The sequence below is a fragment of the Natrarchaeobius chitinivorans genome (assembly GCF_003841505.1).
Lineage (GTDB): Archaea > Halobacteriota > Halobacteria > Halobacteriales > Natrialbaceae > Natrarchaeobius > Natrarchaeobius chitinivorans.
The window spans coordinates 77,789-95,676 of the sequence record NZ_REGA01000018.1 but is presented as its reverse complement, the minus strand read 5'-3'; the positions used below and the strand labels follow the sequence as shown (position 1 = coordinate 95,676).

General features: G+C 66.9%; 19 protein-coding genes and 1 pseudogene. 8 read left to right on the top strand and 12 right to left on the bottom strand.

Annotated elements, in window-relative coordinates; all coding sequences use genetic code 11:
• The 7 genes and pseudogenes from EA473_RS17585 to EA473_RS17560 form a co-directional block, all read left to right on the top strand.
• Nucleotides 1–148: pseudogene (locus EA473_RS17585) on the top strand (IS630 family transposase); the annotation flags it as partial.
• Nucleotides 149–929: 781 nt separating this feature from the next.
• Nucleotides 930–1,106 carry a hypothetical protein gene (locus EA473_RS22400; RefSeq protein WP_165875317.1) on the top strand — a complete coding sequence of 59 codons (177 nt, stop codon included), beginning with the start codon at nt 930–932 and terminating at the stop codon, nt 1,104–1,106.
• Nucleotides 1,060–1,278, top strand: coding sequence for a HalOD1 output domain-containing protein (locus EA473_RS17580; protein WP_124196951.1), 219 nt, complete (start codon nt 1,060–1,062; stop codon nt 1,276–1,278). The genes EA473_RS22400 and EA473_RS17580 overlap by 47 nt, the downstream gene beginning before the upstream one ends.
• A gap of 191 nt (nt 1,279–1,469) precedes the next feature.
• The gene (locus EA473_RS17575) at nt 1,470–2,015 is read left to right on the top strand and encodes a DUF7342 family protein (protein WP_124196950.1); all 546 of its coding nucleotides are present in this window, start codon (nt 1,470–1,472) and stop codon (nt 2,013–2,015) included.
• A 3-nt stretch (nt 2,016–2,018) separates the two neighbouring features.
• Complete coding sequence (locus EA473_RS17570; protein WP_124196949.1) at nt 2,019–2,528, top strand: hypothetical protein; 510 nt, start codon at nt 2,019–2,021, stop codon at nt 2,526–2,528.
• A gap of 115 nt (nt 2,529–2,643) precedes the next feature.
• A complete protein-coding gene (locus EA473_RS17565; protein ID WP_124196948.1) occupies nt 2,644–3,885 on the top strand; it encodes an MBL fold metallo-hydrolase in 1,242 nt (413 codons plus the stop codon).
• 103 nt (nt 3,886–3,988) lie between these two features.
• The gene (locus tag EA473_RS17560; RefSeq protein WP_124196956.1) at nt 3,989–4,411 is read left to right on the top strand and encodes a nucleoside 2-deoxyribosyltransferase; all 423 of its coding nucleotides are present in this window, start codon (nt 3,989–3,991) and stop codon (nt 4,409–4,411) included.
• Nucleotides 4,412–4,503: 92 nt separating this feature from the next.
• On the opposite strand, the gene EA473_RS17555 is transcribed toward EA473_RS17560, so the two are convergent.
• The 3 genes from EA473_RS17555 to EA473_RS17545 all read right to left on the bottom strand — a co-directional run bounded on the left by EA473_RS17555 (nt 4,504) and on the right by EA473_RS17545 (nt 7,352).
• Nucleotides 4,504–5,163: a helix-turn-helix domain-containing protein gene (locus EA473_RS17555; protein WP_124196947.1), complete on the bottom strand. Its 660-nt coding sequence runs from the start codon at nt 5,161–5,163 to the stop codon at nt 4,504–4,506.
• Complete coding sequence (locus EA473_RS17550) at nt 5,163–5,360, bottom strand: hypothetical protein (protein ID WP_124196946.1); 198 nt, start codon at nt 5,358–5,360, stop codon at nt 5,163–5,165. The genes EA473_RS17555 and EA473_RS17550 overlap by 1 nt, the downstream gene beginning before the upstream one ends.
• A gap of 99 nt (nt 5,361–5,459) precedes the next feature.
• Complete coding sequence (locus EA473_RS17545) at nt 5,460–7,352, bottom strand: molybdopterin biosynthesis protein (protein ID WP_124196945.1); 1,893 nt, start codon at nt 7,350–7,352, stop codon at nt 5,460–5,462.
• 267 nt (nt 7,353–7,619) lie between these two features.
• Here EA473_RS17545 and EA473_RS17540 point away from each other — a divergent pair, with 267 nt between their 5' ends.
• Nucleotides 7,620–8,078 carry a Tfx family DNA-binding protein gene (locus EA473_RS17540; protein WP_124196955.1) on the top strand — a complete coding sequence of 153 codons (459 nt, stop codon included), beginning with the start codon at nt 7,620–7,622 and terminating at the stop codon, nt 8,076–8,078.
• 128 nt (nt 8,079–8,206) lie between these two features.
• Here the strand turns inward: EA473_RS17540 and EA473_RS17535 are convergent, their stop codons facing one another.
• The 9 genes from EA473_RS17535 to EA473_RS17500 all read right to left on the bottom strand — a co-directional run bounded on the left by EA473_RS17535 (nt 8,207) and on the right by EA473_RS17500 (nt 17,843).
• A complete protein-coding gene (locus tag EA473_RS17535; RefSeq protein WP_243645294.1) occupies nt 8,207–8,737 on the bottom strand; it encodes a GNAT family N-acetyltransferase in 531 nt (176 codons plus the stop codon).
• Nucleotides 8,738–8,739: 2 nt separating this feature from the next.
• On the bottom strand, nt 8,740–9,669 hold the full coding sequence (gene ddh / locus EA473_RS17530; protein ID WP_124196944.1) for a D-2-hydroxyacid dehydrogenase: 930 nt from the start codon (nt 9,667–9,669) through the stop codon (nt 8,740–8,742).
• A 67-nt stretch (nt 9,670–9,736) separates the two neighbouring features.
• Nucleotides 9,737–9,883 (bottom strand): hypothetical protein, encoded by a 147-nt coding sequence (locus tag EA473_RS22395; RefSeq protein ID WP_165875312.1) that lies wholly within the window; start codon nt 9,881–9,883, stop codon nt 9,737–9,739.
• Between the two features lie 23 nt (nt 9,884–9,906).
• Nucleotides 9,907–10,254, bottom strand: a complete 348-nt coding sequence (locus EA473_RS17525; protein ID WP_124196943.1) for a four-helix bundle copper-binding protein — start codon at nt 10,252–10,254, stop codon at nt 9,907–9,909.
• Nucleotides 10,255–10,421: 167 nt separating this feature from the next.
• Nucleotides 10,422–11,522, bottom strand: a complete 1,101-nt coding sequence (locus EA473_RS17520) for an AAA family ATPase (protein WP_124196942.1) — start codon at nt 11,520–11,522, stop codon at nt 10,422–10,424.
• A 167-nt stretch (nt 11,523–11,689) separates the two neighbouring features.
• Nucleotides 11,690–13,153, bottom strand: a complete 1,464-nt coding sequence (locus tag EA473_RS17515; RefSeq protein WP_124196941.1) for a DUF7519 family protein — start codon at nt 13,151–13,153, stop codon at nt 11,690–11,692.
• Complete coding sequence (locus tag EA473_RS17510; protein ID WP_124196940.1) at nt 13,154–14,716, bottom strand: DUF58 domain-containing protein; 1,563 nt, start codon at nt 14,714–14,716, stop codon at nt 13,154–13,156.
• Nucleotides 14,713–15,624 carry a DUF7269 family protein gene (locus tag EA473_RS17505; protein WP_124196939.1) on the bottom strand — a complete coding sequence of 304 codons (912 nt, stop codon included), beginning with the start codon at nt 15,622–15,624 and terminating at the stop codon, nt 14,713–14,715. Before EA473_RS17505 ends, EA473_RS17510 begins: the two co-directional genes overlap by 4 nt.
• Nucleotides 15,621–17,843, bottom strand: coding sequence for a DUF4129 domain-containing protein (locus EA473_RS17500; RefSeq protein WP_124196938.1), 2,223 nt, complete (start codon nt 17,841–17,843; stop codon nt 15,621–15,623). The genes EA473_RS17505 and EA473_RS17500 overlap by 4 nt, the downstream gene beginning before the upstream one ends.
• Nucleotides 17,844–17,888: the final 45 nt, after the last annotated feature.

Here is a 17,888-nt window from a genome sequence, read left to right as displayed (position 1 = left end):
ACGCAATGCCTCGCCAATCGTCGTGGCGAGCGAGAGCGCGTTCCGCACTCTCGCTCGCCGTCTCTTCAACACCCTCACCGATCGACTTGGATTCGCCAAGTCCTGGATCGACCAGTTCCTCAGTCCATATTTGCAAAAGTTATCTTGATCATTACGCTCTCTCGTGATGACGAAAGACGCAAAGCGTCTTTCGAACCATGGTCCTCGCCTCCTTGCAGTCGGCTGCGGTCCGTACTTCGCCTGCCTTCCTCGAGCGCACCGGCCCCTTTCAGCCCCACCCACAGGCCCTCACGATGCTCGAGCGCGTCGTCAGCGCGCGCCACGTGGCCGGGAGCGCGGCTCGAGCGCTGCGAGAGCCGCGGGACCCGGGGAAGGGCAGGCCGCTGTGCGGTACCTGGCGGTCTGAAAGGGCGAGGCGGGGTCGCGGTCGCTGTGGCGGCCCTATCCGACCGCAGGGAGGATATCCGTCACAGCGGGCGCGAGCGCGGCGAGGGCTTTCGTCGTAGTATCGATGGCAGAGACGGTCAAGAAGAGAGACGATCATGAGGCAGTCGACAGTGTCACAGGACCCGACTCACTCGACTAGCAGACCCTGAATGGAGTTTGCAGGCGGTTTATCGAACACGTTCACCGCGAGTGACCAACACACCAACGATCAGTATCCTAACGTTCTTTACCTTGGTTGAATAAGCAATAGTCGCGCACGTAAAGTGCGCAGAGCCGGAGTCAGTGGCTCCAACCAGAAACTCCGGCTCGTCGCGACCTCCGCGTAGCGGAGGCAACTCACGATTGTCGGCGGCGAAATAAAGACCTGCCGACGTGTCGCCGAACCAGTCTGACGCCCTGGCTCCATCGAGCCAGTGTCGTATATAGCTGGTCTTCGGCCGGGTCGTGCTCCGCTACGTCGGGTCTCGAGACGGAGCTACGACATGACACGACTCACGATACACTGCGACTGTGGAACCGACGTCCGAACGGCAATCACTGACGGCACGATCGCCTGTCCCGACTGCGAATCCGCATTCGAGGCGACGATCATCGAATTCGAGAGCGATCAGGATGCATCCCGCACTCGCGACGGCATTCGCTCGTGTCGCGGCCCGTGAGGGCCGTCACGGGACGGCGCTCCCGCCGCTGTACGAGACTGTCGACACCGAGGCGCTCGTCTCGCTGCTCGAGCCCGACGCCGATATGATGGTTCGGTTCGAGTACGAGGGGTACGAGGTTGTGACCGAAACCGGGCCGCTCGAGGTCGAGGTGATCGACGGAGATCGCTGACGAAGGCGTCTGGCTATCGATTCTCATCTGTTTGGTTCACTGACTCCCTGCTATTGGATCGATATCAGCCGTGAATTCTCCTCGAGCTCCAACCCCACCCAACAACACCACTATTTAAACAAACCACTATATCCTGAACGGACCCAAATTATAATAGAACTACACACGTACTCCGCCGTAGGTGAAACAACGTGGAATCGTGGACTGACAGACTCACGACCAGAGAACGCGTTCGAAAGATCGCGCTCTCGCTCACCCGCCCCCGGACGGTCAACTGGATCAGGAACGAAGCCGACGTCGCCTCGTGGGATACCACGAAAGACGAACTCGAGCGACTCCTCGAGTACGGACAGCTAACCCGCGTCGAAGACGACGGTGGGAGCGAGACGCAATATCGATACGGCCCCAACTACCGTCGGCGCTATCTCGATCGCGTCGAGGAACTCACGGCGGAGCACACCAAAGAGGAACTCCGGGCCGAAGTGGCGGACGTCCAGGAGCAAATTGAAGCGTGGCAGGACGCCTACGATGTCGACTCCGTGGATGACCTCGAAGCGTCCGTGACCGACGCGAACCGCTCGAGCGACGAGATTCGCGAGCGAAACGCGGTCGTCCGCCGGTGGGAACGCGCCCGGGAGACGAAACGGCTGATCGACCACGCGCTCTCGCTGTACGACGACCTCGAGAGCGTCACTGACGGCGAGTCCGGCCCTCGGACGGGCGAGATGGCACAGTGACCGATGGTTTCGCCATTCGTCTTTCTCGCCCACCGGAGTTTGCTCGACCAGCACGCCGCCCACGGCGAGATTCGGACGTGGCTGGCCAATCAGGGCGAGTGTCGTGACGTCCGGTACGTCCCGAGTTCCATCCGGCGACACGAGGTCCGCGCCACGATCGATCCCGAGGTCCTGCTCGGCGAGCCCCACCCGCCGGAGACGGTCGACCTTCGCGTCGCGTTCGACGTCCCGGAAGACGCCGACTACGATCACTACGAGATTCAGTGGATCGACGGCGAGCGGAACTACTCGTTCGGGTGGCACCAGGACGGCACGCATCCCGACCTCGGGGAGTGTCACTTTCAACTGGACTACAGAGACGAGACGATCACTCGCGAACCGGCCGTGTTCCACGACAGCCATCCGGTGAACGTCCTCGAGCAGCGACTCTCGCTCGTCCCGTCGATCCTCGAGGTGGTGACGTGGGACGATAACCGGCCACGCCTCTCCCGGTGGCCGCCGCTGGACGTCTAACGGGGACCCCCTGCTCCGAAGGAAGCCTCTCCCCTCGAGCGCCAGTCGACAACCTTCCTCCTCGAGCGCCAGACGATCGACGTTGTCAAACGACAGGACCGACTACCCTCGAGTAATGGATATTCGGTTTCTCGGCGGCGCTCGAGAGATCGGTCGGAGCGCGATCGTCGTCGACGACCGACTCTTGCTCGATTTCGGGATGGACTCCGGTAACCCGCCGTCGTTTCCGATCGAGGACGTCGACCCCGAGGCGGTCGTGGTGAGCCACGGCCACCTCGATCACGTCGGCTCGATCCCCTCGCTCCTGTCGGGCGACGCCCGTCCGCCGGTTCACTGGACGCCGCCCACCCGCGATCTCACGATGCTGCTGGCTCGAGACACGCTGAAACTCCACGGCGGGACCTACGACTGCCCGTTCACGGAGGCCGAACTCGCCCGGCTGACCCAGGTCTCCGAGACCCACGGCTACCGCGAGCCGTTCGAGGCCGCGGGCTACGAGATCACCTTTTTCGACGCGGGCCACGTCCCCGGCAGCGCCCACGTTCTGATCGACGACGGCGACACCCGACTGCTCTACACCGGCGACTTTCACACCGAGGACCAGCGCCTGCTGTCGGGGACGACCGCCAGACCCGACGCCGACGTCGTGATCTGCGAGAGCACCTACGCCGACACGACGCGCGAGCCCCGCCCGGAGATCGAACGCGCGTTCGTCGACCTGCTCGAGGGGACGATCTGGGAGGGTGGCACCGTCGTCGTCCCCGCGTTCGCCATCGGGCGCACCCAGGAGGTGCTGTGCATCTGCGAGCGCCACGACCTCGAGTGCTACGTCGACGGGATGGGTACCCGCGTCGCGGAACTCCTCTTGCGCGAGGAAAACCGGGAGTTCCTGCGCGATCCCGACCTCCTCCGGCGGGCGAAGGGCAACGCCCGCTTCGTCGACGGCCGCGATGGCCAGCGCGAACGCATCGCCGAACAGAACACCGTCATCGTCACCACGAGCGGAATGCTCCACGGCGGGCCCGCGATGACCTACGTCCCCGCGGTCAGCGACCACCCCGCCAACACGATCGCGATGACCGGTTACCAGGTCGAGGGGACGCCCGGCCGGGACCTCATAGACACCGGTAGCGCGGAGATCGACGGCCGGATGATGCGCGTCAGCGCCCGCGTCGAGCAGTTCGACTTCTCCGCGCACGCGGACCGGACGGGTCTGCTCGAGTTTCTCGAGGCCTACCGTGAGTCCACGATACTCGTCGATCACGGCGACCGATGCGAGGCGTTCGCCGAGACGCTGCGCGCCGAGGGGTACGACGCTTCCGCACCGAAACTCGGGGAGCGACTCGAGGTCGACTGACAATGCTCGAGGCCGCCTAACGAACGACTCGAAACCGGTCGATAGCCCCGTCGATCGCCGACGTTCGTAATACTAATACCGGACTGGTATCTCGATGGCGAACGTGAATATCTTCTTCAGCGGCTCGATCCGCGGCGGTCGAGACGACCGCGACCTGTACGCCGACCTCATCGAGCACCTCGAGCGCCACGGCACCGTCCTCACCGAACACGTCGGAACGGAGAACGTCGAGCAAACGGAGGCTGCGGCGGGGATCACCGACGGCGAAATCCACGATCAGGACGTCGAGTGGCTCCGAGGGGCCGATATCGTCGTCGCGGAAGTCACCACGCCGAGTCTCGGCGTCGGCTACGAACTCGGCAGGGCCGCCGAAACCGGGAAACCGGTGTGCTGTCTGTACCGACCCGATTCGGCGCACGAGCTGTCGGCGATGATCCGCGGCAACGACGCGTTCGAGGTGATCGAGTACCGCGACCTCGAGGGCGTCGAGTCACGGCTCGAGGAATTCGTTCGGGAGTACCGCTAATCGGTGCCTGATCGCCTAACCGGTACCTGATCGGCTAACCGGCAACTAATCGCCTAACCGGTACCTGATCGGCTAACCGGTCGCCCCCGGCGTCACTTCGCGGCCGATCGCTCGCCTGCCGGCTGAAGTTCCTCGTCGACGAGCGTCTCATAGGCACGTCTGAATCGCTCGGAGAGCGCCTGGTGGGAGATGTCGAGTTCGGCGGCCAGTTCCTCCATCGAGATGCGGCGCGGAATCTCGAAGTAGCCGTACTCGAGGGCTGCCTCGAGAGCCTCTCGCTGTTCGGGTGTCAATCGGGTGTCGGGTTCGGTCGCCTCGGTTACGTCGGTAACGCGTCTGAGGTCGGCGCTGATCCCCTGCTCGATCAGCCGGTCGTAGGCGTCACACAGCGCGTCTCGGTCCGGAAACCGGAGTCGCACTTGCCACCAGCCGTCGGTCGCCCACGCCTCGAGCAACGATCCGCCGTCCGCAAGCAGCGGGTCGCACAGGCTATCGATTCCCGTCCCATCCGCGAAACTTACGTCGAACAGCAGCCGAGACTGGGTCTCGACGAGCAGATCGTAGTTCTCGACCGAAGGATCCGTGTCGAACGCCGCCTCGGCCAGTTCGCAGTCGACACCCGACACCCAGAGACAGGGCCGGGTCTTCGACACCGACGACTCGAGTTCGAACGTCGCATCTGGGGCGTACTCGAAGGCCGTCTCGAGTGTCGTGTCCGGAACTGGAAACCGGAGTTCGGCTATCGTCGACATCACACCACGTACATCACGGTGACGTAAAAATCGCTGTTCAGCCACGGCTGACCGTCCCGTCCGTTGGTATTTCGTTCGAACCGGTGGTTTCGGTGATCGAACCCGCCGCGTCTCGAAGCGGCATCTGTCGTGTCTCGAGCCGGCGTCCGTCGCGTCTCGAAGCGGTATCCCTCTCGTTTCGAGCCAGCGTCCGTCATGCCTCGAGCCGGCGTTCGACCAACTCGCACACGTATCCACAGTCGAACTGGCCAGCCATGTCGGTGAGGTAGTCGAACTGGCCGGCGTGCTGGCGCGCGTCAGTCGAGCCCCTCGCCCTCGAGGACGCTCGAAAGCTCCCGCACGCCGGCTTTTTCGGTTCGATCCGGGTTTGCGAGGATCCGGACCGGCTGATCGCCGAGCGGGACGAACTCGAGTTCGAGTCGGTCGGCCGTCTCGGCGAGTCCGATCCCGACGTCGGCGTCGCCGGAGATAACCCTTCGCGCGGGGCTCTCGTGGGCTCTGAGGTCGAGGTCGAAGCCGTCGATCGCGTCGGTGAGATCGGTTCGACTCTCCCCGCGTTCGTCCGCCAGTTCGGCCAGCGATCGCTCGAGGGTCGTCCGCAGGCCGGAGTCGGTCGTTCGATTGACAAAGCGCAAGTCGCGGTCGATCAGGTCGGCGAGTTCCTCGACTTTGTCGGGATTTCCGGGCCGAACGATCAACCCCCACTCGCGCTCCCAGCCGCCGAGTTCCGCCGCGTCGATCTCCCGGTCGATCGGACCGGCCACGGCCGCGACGTCCGGAACGCCGTCGCGAAACCGCCGGAGCGCGGGTCGCGATCCCACCGAGAGATATCGCGGGTGCTCGAGGCGGTCGAGGAGCCGATTCAGCGTCGGGTCGTCCTCGCCGACGCCGAACAGCGTCGGCGGCCTGACGTCCGGCGAGAACAACTGGACGGTCACGGACTCGCCCTCGTCGAGGTAGTCCGTTTCGGGATCGACGGCGACGACGCCGTCGGCTTCGGCGAGGCTGGTCGTCGCGCCGCTTCCCTTGTCGACGGGATAGACGAGCGGTTCGGCTCCGGCGCTCTCTACGGGTTCGTTCGCCCCCGTCGAGGACGGTCCGCTCTCGACGAGGCCGACGGGCATGAGTCGAAGCCGTCCCTCGTCGTATCGCTCCTGTCTGGCCATCCGGCCGGTGACGGTCGCCGATTCGGGTTCGGAACGCCCCGCGGCTTCGCGTATCGCGGGCGCGACGAACGTTCGAAATACCATCATCGCCGACACGGGATAGCCGGGGAGGCCGACGTACGCCGACTCGTCCAGTCGACCGACGAGCATCGGCTTGCCCGGCTTAACGCGGACGCCGTGGAGCAACAACTCACCGCGCTCTTCGATCACCCGGTAGATGACGTCGACCGCGCTCGCACTCGTCGAGCCCGAAGAGAGCACGAGATCGCACTCGTCGGCGGCCGCTCGAAGCACCCGCTCCATCTCCTCGCGGTCGTCGCCGGCGTGGGGATAGAGGACCGCTTCGCCGCCGGCGTCCTCGACGCCCGCGGCGATCGTGTAGCTGTTGACGTCGTAGATCTCGCCGCGCTCGCTCGCGAGGTCCTCGCCCGGCCGGACGAGTTCGTCGCCCGTCGAGACGATGCCGACTCGAGGCCGGCTCCGGACGGGTACCTCCTCGACACCGAGCGCCGAGAGGAGTCCAATTTCGCGGGGGGTGATCTGCGTTCCGGGGCCGAGCGCACGCTCGCCCGCAGCGACGTCAGCACCGGCGAACATGACGTTGTCGCCGGGGGCGACGCTCGTTCGAACCAGCACGTCGTCGCCGTCGGTATCGGTTCGTTCGACCGGAACCATCGCGTCCGTCCCGTCCGGCATCACCGCGCCGGTCGAAATCTCGACGGCCTCGCCGCGCTCGAGTTCGACGTCGGGTTCCTCGCCGGCGTGAACCTCGCCGACGACCGCGAGTCGTGCGGGGTCGGCCTCGTCGGCTCCGAACGTGTCTCGCGCCCGGAGCGCGTAGCCGTCGAGACTGGCCCGGTCGAAGCCCGGAACGTCGAGTTCGGCGTCGAGACGCGCCACGAGTACCCGGCCGCGGGCCTCCTCGAGCGGGACGCGATCGATTCCACCCTCGAGCGACAGCGACGCGATCGCTTCGCGCGCTCGCTCGGGGGAAACGAGGTCGCGAAACTCCTTTCGATCCATACCGCCAATTAGGCCGGAAGCGTATAGTAGCCACTGATGCGGACTGTTGCCCGCGACCTGCCCTCGAGGTTCGGTGCGAAGCGGGAATCCGGCCGATCGACGCCGGGATCAGCCGACCGACGAGCGAAACTCGGGCCGATCGGTGGGGGATTGCCGAAGTCGTCCCGCCAAACGGACCGGGGAAGCTTTGATCCCGCCGCCGATGAGTTGATATATGAACATGCGAGCCCGGGTCCGTCGGCTCGAGTTGCCACGGAGGCGATCGTCGTGATGGACGCGACCGAGGAGCTGCTCGAAGAGATCGGCTTCGATCCAGCGACGAGCGTGCTGACGTACCGACAGGCGCAGGTTCTCGCGTTGCGCGAACGCGGAATCTCGCAGGCGAAGATCGCCGAGGAGCTGGGAACGTCTCGAGCGAACGTCTCGTCCGTCGAGTCGAGCGCTCGCGAAAACGTCGAGAAGGCCCGCGAGACGGTCGCGTTCGCGGAGGCGTTGCGCGCTCCGGTTCGCGTTCGCGTTCCGCGGGGGACCGACCTCTACGACGTTCCCGAACTCGTCTACGAGGCCTGTGACGAAGCCGGCGTCAAGGTCGACTACACCGCACCCGACCTGATGAAAGTCGTCAGCGACGCCGCGGGAGCGGCCGTCTCGGGCCGAGAGGTCGCGACGCCGCTGATCGTCGGCGTTACCTCCGAGGGAATGGTCCGCGTTCGCCACCAGGAGTGACTCTCGTACGGATTGCTGTCACTGTGTACCGGACCGGCCGGGTGCCGTCCCGCGGTCGCTCCAGTACTGACGTACAGTAAACCGTATCAGCCACCCGATGGGAAACTGACACTGGGATCGCCATCCGCTCAGGACGGCGTCGATCGCTTTCGCATCCGCTGACACTCGAGCGTGACGCCCTCTTGCATCTCGAGGGAAGCCGCGTCGTGGCCCTCGTATCCGTGCCGTTCGTAGAAGGCGATCGCGTTTCGTGAAGCCGTCAGTTCGAGCGCCTCGACCCCCCTGTCACGCGCGGCCGACTCGAGGTCTCCAAGAATCGCGCTGCCGACGCCCTCGCGTGCGTCGTCGGGGTGGACGTAGACGGCACCGATCTCGGCCGTCGACTCGTCGAGATCGGCCGGATCGAACTCGAGCAGGCCGAAGCCGACGATCGACCCGCCGTAGTCTGCGACGACGACCCGAAATCCCGACTCGCCGACGGGGTAGCGTTCCGAGTGAACGTGTGAGAGCCAGGCCTCGACCTGCCGGTCGTCGTACGCGTCGCTGCCGAGTTCGCGAATCGACGCCGCGTGGACGTCTTCGATACCGACGGCGTCGGTCGCCGTCGCTTCGCGGATCCGAACGTCGTCCGTACCGATCGATTCGTGCTCGTGACCCACGGTCACACGACCCGATTGTGAAACGCCTCGCCGGCCTCGAGTCGGTCGACGTTCTCGCGGACGAGGTCGCCGACGTCCCGAAAGTAGTCCTCGGTGAAGGCCGCACAGTGAGGGGTGACGATCACGTCGTCTATCTCCCACAGCGGCGACTCCGGCGACAGCGGTTCGGTTTCGAAGACGTCGAGTGCAGCGCCCGCGATCGATCCCGTCTCGAGGGCGTCGACCAACGCGTCCTGATCGACGACCTGGCCGCGGCCGACGTTGACGAGGTACGCCTCCGCGTCCATCGCGTCGAAGACGTCGGCGTCGACGAGTCCGTCCGTCTCGTTGGTCAGCGGCAGCGTCACGACCACGAAGTCGGCGTCGGCGACGGCCTCGAGGAGGTCCTCGGTCGCGAAAACCTCTTCGAAGCCGGGGACGGGGTCGGCGGATCGTCGGACTCCCGTTACGCGAACGCCGAGCGCGCCGAGGACGTCGGCGACGCCGCCCCCGAGCGTGCCGGTGCCGAGGACGCACGCGCTCGTGCCGGGAAGCGTAAAGGCGTCGTCCCAGCCCGGTTTCTCCCACCGGCGATCGGTCCCGTTCGTGACGTACTCGTGGAGCCGCCGCGAGAACGCGAGCAGGTAGCCGGCGACGGTCTCGCCGACCGTCCGGCCGTGGATTCCCGCGCTGTTGGTGAGAATTACGTCGTTCGCATCGAACTCGTCGAACGGAAAGCGGTCCACACCCGATTGAATCGAGTGAACCCACTCGACCTCGAGGAATGCGTCGCGGTGGTCGAGGGTGATGACAGCGTCACGGGCGGCGATATCGTCGTCGCCGATCACGTCGACGTCGGCGGGGAGGACGGAGAGGTACGCGGACAGTTCCGTCGCCGGGAAAACCGTGTCGACCGATTCGTGGACGCCGACTCGCTCGAGTTCGAACTCCATAGGTGTCGGTACGGATGTCCTGGAAGAAAACGTTTCCACGAACGGTCGCCGTTTTGCGACGAGACGATCACTGTGAGTTCCGGATGGCCTCGAGCGCGCGCCGTTCGGCGTAGTACTGCACTCGGTCGCCGATCTCGCGCACGATACGTTCGTTGACCGCCTCGTGGGTGCTCTCGGGCACTCGCTCGGCGGTCCCCGGCAACGATTTCGACATGAGTACTGATTTCGGGGGATAGCTCAGGCCGACGCCATCTCTCGACAGCTCTCGGCGCACTCGGGCAGAATCTCCGCACAGGCTTGACAGTGATCGTGATCGTGTTGCTCACACTCCTCGGCACACTCCTCACAGAGGTCCGCACAGACGGCCGCGAGTTCGCGGTGATAGCCCGAATTCCGTGCCATCCAGCGGGCGTGTATCGTCGTGATATCGGCGACGTCCCGACAGAGACGGATGCACCGGGCCATCTCTTCGCCCTCGTCGAGGCAGGCGTCGGCACACCACTCACAGACCTGGGCCGCCTCGAGGCAGTTGTCGATACACTCCCGAACGTGATCGTCCGCGTGTTCGATCCGTTGGACTGCCATCACATGCCCTACATCGAACGCGTCCATCAACCTGGGCCGGGCGAGTGCAAGCGCTCGAGGACTCGACTGTTTCCTCCCCGACTGCCGCCTCTCGGGGCGTCGTCCGTCGTTGCCGGCAGCGTACACCGGAGTCGTCCGTCATTGCCGACAGCGCAATCGGACGGTCGTCAGACCCCGTCGTCCGCAGGATTCTCGAGCGCCGTCTCCTCGGCCTCAGGCAGTGGTTCGGAGACTTCCTCCGTCTCGACCGACGATCCGTCGGCGTCTGCCGACTCGTTCGTTCCGTCCGATTCGTCGGAGTTCGGCGCGACGCCGGGCACGTCGACCGTCTCGAGGGCGTCGCGAACGACGTCGCGTCCCTCGATCCCCTCGACGGTCGCCTCGGTCGTCAGGACGATGTGGTGGGCCATCGTCGGCTGTGCGAGCCGTTTGACGTCGTCGGGCGTGACGTACGACCGCCCGTCGATGGTCGCGGCCGCTCGAGCCGCTTCGAACACCCGCTGGACGCCCCGCGGGGAGACGCCGATTTCCGCCCGCCCGTCGCGTCTGGTCTCCCGCGCGAGTTCGACGATGTAGCGGCGAACTTTCTCGTCGACGGCGACCGTTTCGGTCAGCATCTGGAGGACGCGCACGGAGTCCGGCGTGACGGCCGGGTCGACGCTCGGCGACAGCGTTCGGCGGTTCGCTCTGCGCTCGAGTAATCCCATCTCGCCGTCGACGTCGGGATAGCCAAAGGAAGTCTTGACGCTGAAGCGGTCTCGCTGTGCTTCGGGCAGTCGGAACGTCCCCTCCTGTTCGATCGGATTCTGAGTCGCGATGACGACGAACGGCCTCGGGAGGTCGTGGGTCGTTCCGTCGACGCTAACCTGTCGCTCCTCCATCGCCTCGAGCAGCGCGGCCTGGGTCTTCGGCGGCGCGCGGTTGATCTCGTCGGCCAGCACGACGTTCGCGAACACTGGCCCCTTCGCGAACTCGAACTCGCCGGCGTGTTCGTCGTAGACGGTCGATCCGGTCACGTCCGAGGGCAACAGATCCGGCGTGAACTGAATCCGGGTGAACTCGAGGCCCATCGCCTCGGCGATCACCCGCGCGGTGACCGTTTTCCCCGTCCCCGGCACGTCCTCGAGCAGGACGTGTCCGCGGGCGAGGACGGCGGCGAGCATGGCGTGGAGGACTCGACGGTCGACGACGGCGGCCTCTTCGATGCGCTCGAGAATCGTGCGGACGGCCGTCGCGGCCTCGTCTGGCGTCACGTTCGTCTCGTTCATACTCGAGTGTCGAGCTAGACGGACATGAATTCTCGGTCCGTTGCCAGTTTCGGACGCGCCGGCGTGGACTGATACGGTTTACCGTAAGCCAGTACCGGTGTGACCGGAAGCAGTCCCGCGGTCACCGGTACACAGTGACACCGATCCGTACGAACCACCGACTGTGTCTATCCGCGAAGCGGAAACAGGAGAATCACCGCGCCGATGCCGATCGCGAGGAGCGCACCAGTTCCGCCGAACCCGCCGAAGACGCTCGTTCGAACCAGTTCCAGCGCGACCGCCACGAGTACGGCCCCGATCGCGACCGCGACGGAGAGCACGCCGTGGAACAACTCGAGTCGGCGGCTGTCCGGGAGGTGTCCGAGCTCCGCCGTAAGGCCGAGACCGTACGTCGAGACGTCCCAGACCACGGCCGCTCCGGCCAGACAGGCGAAGACGGGGATCGGGTGTACCCAGGCCAGCCCGACCGCGGCGAGAACGAGTCCCACCGCGGCGAGCGCCGGGCCACCGGCTCGGTCGGGAACCACACCGGCGACGACGGCGACGAACACGGCGAACCCGACGAGCAAGAACACGGGCGGCCCGACAGCGAAAAAGACGAACGCCATCAGACCGAGCGACGTAAGCGACACCGCGACGGTCGGATTCACGACGGCGATCGCAACGGCGGCGAGTATCGCTGCGGTGGTCCCGAGCGCGACGATCGCGACACCGACGGCGATCGCGGCGATCCAGCGACTCGTGTCCGTCTCGAACCGCCGGGTGAGCAGACGCAGACCCACCGTGAGGACGCTCGCAGCGATGCTGGCGAGCCCGATTGCCACGAACGGCAGGACGACCACCGGCGAGGTAAGCCCGAGAAAGATCGTCTCGAGGAAGTTCGTGCCGCCCGTCCCTTCGACGGCGGGAACGACGAGCAGGACGACCGCGACCGCTCCCAGGCCGAACGCGGCCATAATCGCGAACACCAGCCCTTTGCGCGCACGCTCGAGCCGCCGTTCGACGCGGTCGCGACGAGATCTGGCTGTGAATTGTCGAATCGGAAGCGCCCACAGCGCGACGACCAGACAGAGACTGGTGACGATCGCGACGAACGCGAACCCGGCGAGCGAACCGGCCGCCGTCGACGTCTCGATCACGCCGAGGAGTACCACCGAACCGAACACGACGAGTCCGGCACAGATCGCCACGAGAGCGGACGAGAACAGGAACGAGCCGTACGTCAGCGCACAGCCACCGACGGCCTGAATCGTCTCGTCACCCCCGACGTCGGCCCACGCCATCGCGATCCCGAACAGGGAGATCGTCAGCCCCGAGACGGCGATTCCCGCAGGTCCGACGACCGGCGCAAACAGGACGATCAACGCGAACGCGGGACCGAACGACACGATCAGTCCGTATCCGACGAACAGTTCGACGAACCCGGTCCGATCGGTCAGGGCGAACCCCGCCACAGTTAGCCCAACGACGGTCGCGAGGAGCGTGACCAGCGACGGTTCGCCGACCGCGACGCCGGCCCCCACGGTGAGCGCGAGCACCACGAGCGTAGCGATCCAGAGACTTGCCGCACGCGGCCGCCCCTCGTCCCCGATTGCAGACGGGCGATCGAGACGCGGGCCGGCGAGGGACATCTACTCCTCACCCCCCGTCGACGCCCGTTCCTCCGCCCGGGTCGTCGTCTCCGCTTCCCGGTTTGCCATCCGTTCCGATTCCGCCGTTCGCGTCCGATCACCGCCCGAGGCGCTGTCCGCGGCTGTCCCCTCGTCGACGCTGTCGCCGTTTCTCTCGGCGGTTCTACCGGCCCCCGACCCTCTCCCGGAAGACAGGCGAGCGCTCGAGAGACGTGCGTCCGCGCTGAAGGCGTACTCGACGACGAGCGCAAGCGGCGTTCCCCGACGCCAGTCGACGGTGCGCGCCCCGACGGCCTGACAGCGAGCCAGCCGCGTCCGCCGGCGCGTCTGTGCGTACTGCCCGCTTGTGGTGTTCGCCGGGATCACGTCCGGCGAGAGGAGCGAAACCGGGAGACCGGCCCCCCGCCAGGTTTCGACCGCTCGAACCGGTCCGTCGTCGAGTGCCGGCGAGAACAGCGCGAGCTGGGCTCCGGACGGTGCGAGTTCGATCAGTTTTCGGATCTGTTCGTCCACGTCCGGCGGTCCGGCCTCGGCCGATCGATCCGATCGACTCCAGTTCGAGGTCCGGATCGACTCCCGCCCCGGGGACCCACCGCTCTCGCCTTCAGACCCGTCGTCGGCCGTCGCCGCCCGGAAGGTCGAGAGCCCGCGGGTTCGCTGTTCGGCTCCGGTCCCCGGCTCGAGCCAGTGCAGTCCCGCCGGCCCGGGACCGTCGAGACCGACGACGGCGACGCCGACGTCGTGGCCGTGGCCGAGCAGGTCCGAGAGCGATCGCGTGGCCGCGTACGCCGACAGTTCCACGGCGGTCGGCCGGCCGGGACCGGCGACGACCCGGTTCGGTTCTCGGGCGTCGAGGACCAGGACGACGGTCGCGGCGACCCGGCGTTCGTAGTTGACCGTCGCGAGCGTCCCGCGTTTGGCGTAGTGACGCCAGTCGATCCGCTCTGCGGGATCGTCCGGACGGTACTCCCGCGTCGAGTGAAAGGTGAGCCCTTCTCCCGGCCTGTCTGTCGTCAACTGCCCAATCCGTTCGGTTCCGAGACGCTCGAGCGGCGGCGCGTCGGCGTCGAGCCGGCAGGCGAGCGTTCGATCGCCGTCGGTATCGGGCCTCGTCGTCGCCACGGAGGCCGCACCGAGTCCGCGAACCCTGACCTGTGGTGGATCAAACGCGTACTCGCCGCGGCGGGCGATCATCGCGTACTCCACTGTGAGGCGGTCCCCCGGCTCGAGCGTCGCCGCGCCGCGTGGCGATCCCTCGACGACGCCGAGTTCGGCCGGAACGGCGTCGGCGACGCGAACGTCCGGAAGCGTCCGGTCGGAGTCGTTGACGACCTCGAGGGAGACGGTGACCGTCCGGCCGGGCGGCGCGGGCGACGGCGACACGGTTCTCCGGGCGGTGAGGTCGGCCGGCACCGCGACGTGTGAGACCGCGCCGTAGGCCACGTACACCAGTGGGACGACCGCGCCGAGCAACAGGACGCCGTTCCCGGTTGCGATGCCGACGGCTGCGAGGGCGATTCCCGCGGCGACGGCTCCGCGCCACCGCCGTTGGCGGGTCGTCACGAACCGTCCACCTCGCGTCGACCAGCCGAATCTCCGGACGTGGACGGGTCGGTATCGGCTCCGGTCGGCGGTGCGTCGGCCGTGGTGGCGTCGCCGCTCGTGGACCCGTTTGCTTTCTTACCGCTGGTACTCGCTCCGTCGTCGCCGAGTCGAAGCCGTGGCGGCCGTGGTCCGCGGGCGATCGCATCCGGGTCGGCCGCCCGCTCGAGTCGCCCGTCCGCGCCGCGGGTCAGCTCCTCGAGGCGGGGTTTGACGACGGGAACGGTTCGCGGCGCTGTCTGGCCGGGAACCGTCGGCAACGCCTCGTCGGCGGCCGCCGCGACCGCCCCCGTCGCTCGACCGATCCGGCGTCGGACCACCCGCTCTGGAAACAGCCACGCGGTCAGCCGGTCCCGAAACGGTCGGTCCGGACCGGTCAGGTCGGCCTCGAGGACGCTCGCGGCGACGTCGTCGTCCGTCCACGACCCGTCCGCGAGGGTCGCCTCCGCGTCCGCTCGCGCCATCCCACCCTGAATCAACGCGTCGATCAGCGCCCCGCGAAGTACCGGTCGCGCGACGTCGATGCCGTCCTCGACGGTCCCAGCCGAGCGCGCCGCCGCGCCGGCATCGTCGATCACGGCCACGAGTTCGTCACTCGACAGTGGCGGGTCGCGGTTGGTTCGTTCCGGTGCGGGGGCCGCGAAGGTGTCCGTTTCCCCCCACGGGACCGCCGGCCCGTCACCAGCGACCTCGGGTGTCCCCCAGACCTTCACGATCACGACGAGTAGTCCCACCAGGACGATTACGGCGGCGACCGCCACGTGTACCGAATCGTCACTCGGTGAGCGACTGACAGCCCCGAGAAGCGTTCCGAAGCCCACGAAAAAGAGCCCCGTCAGGACGACGGCGAGTCGACGAACGGACGTCACGTCTCCACCTCCGTCGACCGGCGATCGGACTCGATCGATCGAGTCTGCCCGGGGGAAGGGGTCGCGTGTTCCGCTTCGTCGCGTCTCTCGCGTGTCGTCGAGGCATCTCCGTCGCCCCGGTCAGCCACGATATCGGCGTAGACGTCGTTTGCACGCGCCCTGACCGCTCGAGACCGAGGACGCCCACCGTACTCGACGTCCCGGAAGAGCGTCGTCAGTTCCGCGACGGGGTCGGGTGGATACCCCTGCTCGAGCGCCCGACGCTCGATCTCGCCCGGCGTCCGCGTTCGCCACTTTCGTGGCGCGACGGATCGAGCGAACGACCGCCACACCTCGCGAAACGGCCGATCGTGGTTCTCGTCGGTCGTCCCTGTGGTGGGACTCGTTGCTCTCGGCGGCTCGGAGTCGACCGACTCTGCCGATCCGGTTTCACTACGGCCGAACCAGCGCAAGACGAGTCCTGCCGCGGCGAGAGTAGCCGCGACGACCGCCGCCTCTCGGCGACCGAACTCGACGTAGGTGACGGCGACGATCAGTGTCGCTCCCAGACCCCCCACGACCGTTCGCACTCGCGGCGGCCAGAGCCGGCCGACCGCGCGGGACGTTCCGCGCAGAAGACGGGCGAGAGCGCCGAGGATGCGCCCCGGAACCGACGCCAGCCAGCCCGCGACGGCGAGAGCGATCCCGGTCACCGACCGCGGTATCGAAGCGATCCAACGACGGAGCGCACCGACCCACGACCGAACCCGATCGAGCCCCGCCTCGAGCAGGGAAACGATGCCGAGCGTCCGGGCGATAATCCACTCGAGGAGCCGTCCGAGCGCGTTCCGGACCCGGATAGAAGGTGTTCGGACGGTCACGGTTCGATCGCTCCGTACCGCAGCAACGCCGACACCGAACGAGAGGACGATCGCGAGCGTCCCGAGTCCGGCGAGTGGCCCGTAGAACGCTTCGACGACGAGTCCCGCGGCGAGCGCCGTCGCCGCCCCGAGAACGGTCGCCCCGCCGCGCACGCCGCGGACGCCGTAGCCAACGGCGGTGAAGCCACCGACGAGGGATCCGAACAGCAGCGTCTGCCACCAGTAGACGGCGAACAGCGAGGTTGTAGCGGTCTGATCGTCCGTGGTGACCGTCACCGGCGTCGTCGGATCGCGCGGGAGTTCGAGCGCCATCGTTCCGTCCGGACCGGTCGTTCCGCGAGGTTCGCCGTCGACGGCCACCGACGCGCCATCGACCGGTTCGTCGGCGGTTTCGGCCAGAACCGCACCGTCGCTTCCGGGAACCGGTGCGATTCCATCCGGTTCGAGCGTCGTCTCGAGCAACAGAACGTCGACCGACGTCGTCCCGTCGAACTCGCCGCGGGCGACACCGATCTCGATCCGGTCGCTGCCGTCGTCGGGAACCGTCACCGCGGCTGTGCCGTCGTCGTCGGTTTCGCCGACCGTCGTTTCGTCGACCGTGACGTCGGCCGACCGCATCGGTACACCGTCGATTTCGGCGACGACGGTGAGGGTTTCGTCCGGGTACGGCTCGCCGCGGACGCCGATTCGGACGTCCCCGTCGATTTCGTACTCCGCCGTCGCGTTCCGTGGCTGTCCGCCTTGCTGGACGCTTTCGACTCGCTGTGTCTGTGCCCGCACAGTCGAGAGGTGGTCTGGATCCGACCTCGAGGTGCCGAGAGAACCGAGATCCTGGTGGAGTTCGGTGCGTTCGCCTGCGCCGGACAGCGTGGTCGATCCGACGGCCCGGCACTCGGCCTGTTCTCCGGTCCCGACCTGGATGACGAGTTCCCGGACGTAGGGCACTTCGCCCGTTACCCGTCCCGACTCGTCGGTTTGGCCGATCCGACGGTCGTCGAACCACACCGGCGCGTCGGCCAGCGGCTCTCCCTCGTAGTGGATCGTCGCCGTCACCTCTCGGCCGGGTGTCGGATCGTCGTTCAGCCAAACAGTGCACGCGGTGTCCACCTCGGGGGGGTCCGACGGTTCCCAGATCCACTCGATCCAGTCGAACAGGTCGAACCAGTCGAACGCGTCGCCGTCCGCGCTCTCTTGGGCTTCAGGCGGCGGATTCGCGTCCGGAAGCGACAGTCCAACGCCGCCGGCAGCCGGCGCGAAAAACGCTCCGAGGACGAGCGCGGCCGCCGCGAGGACGACGAGGGATACCTGTCGGTAATCGACCCTGCTCGTCGACTCGTCGGGCGGTTCGTCGGCAGCCATTCGTCTCTCCTGACTCACACGGGTTCCTGTACGTCAGTTCCGGCG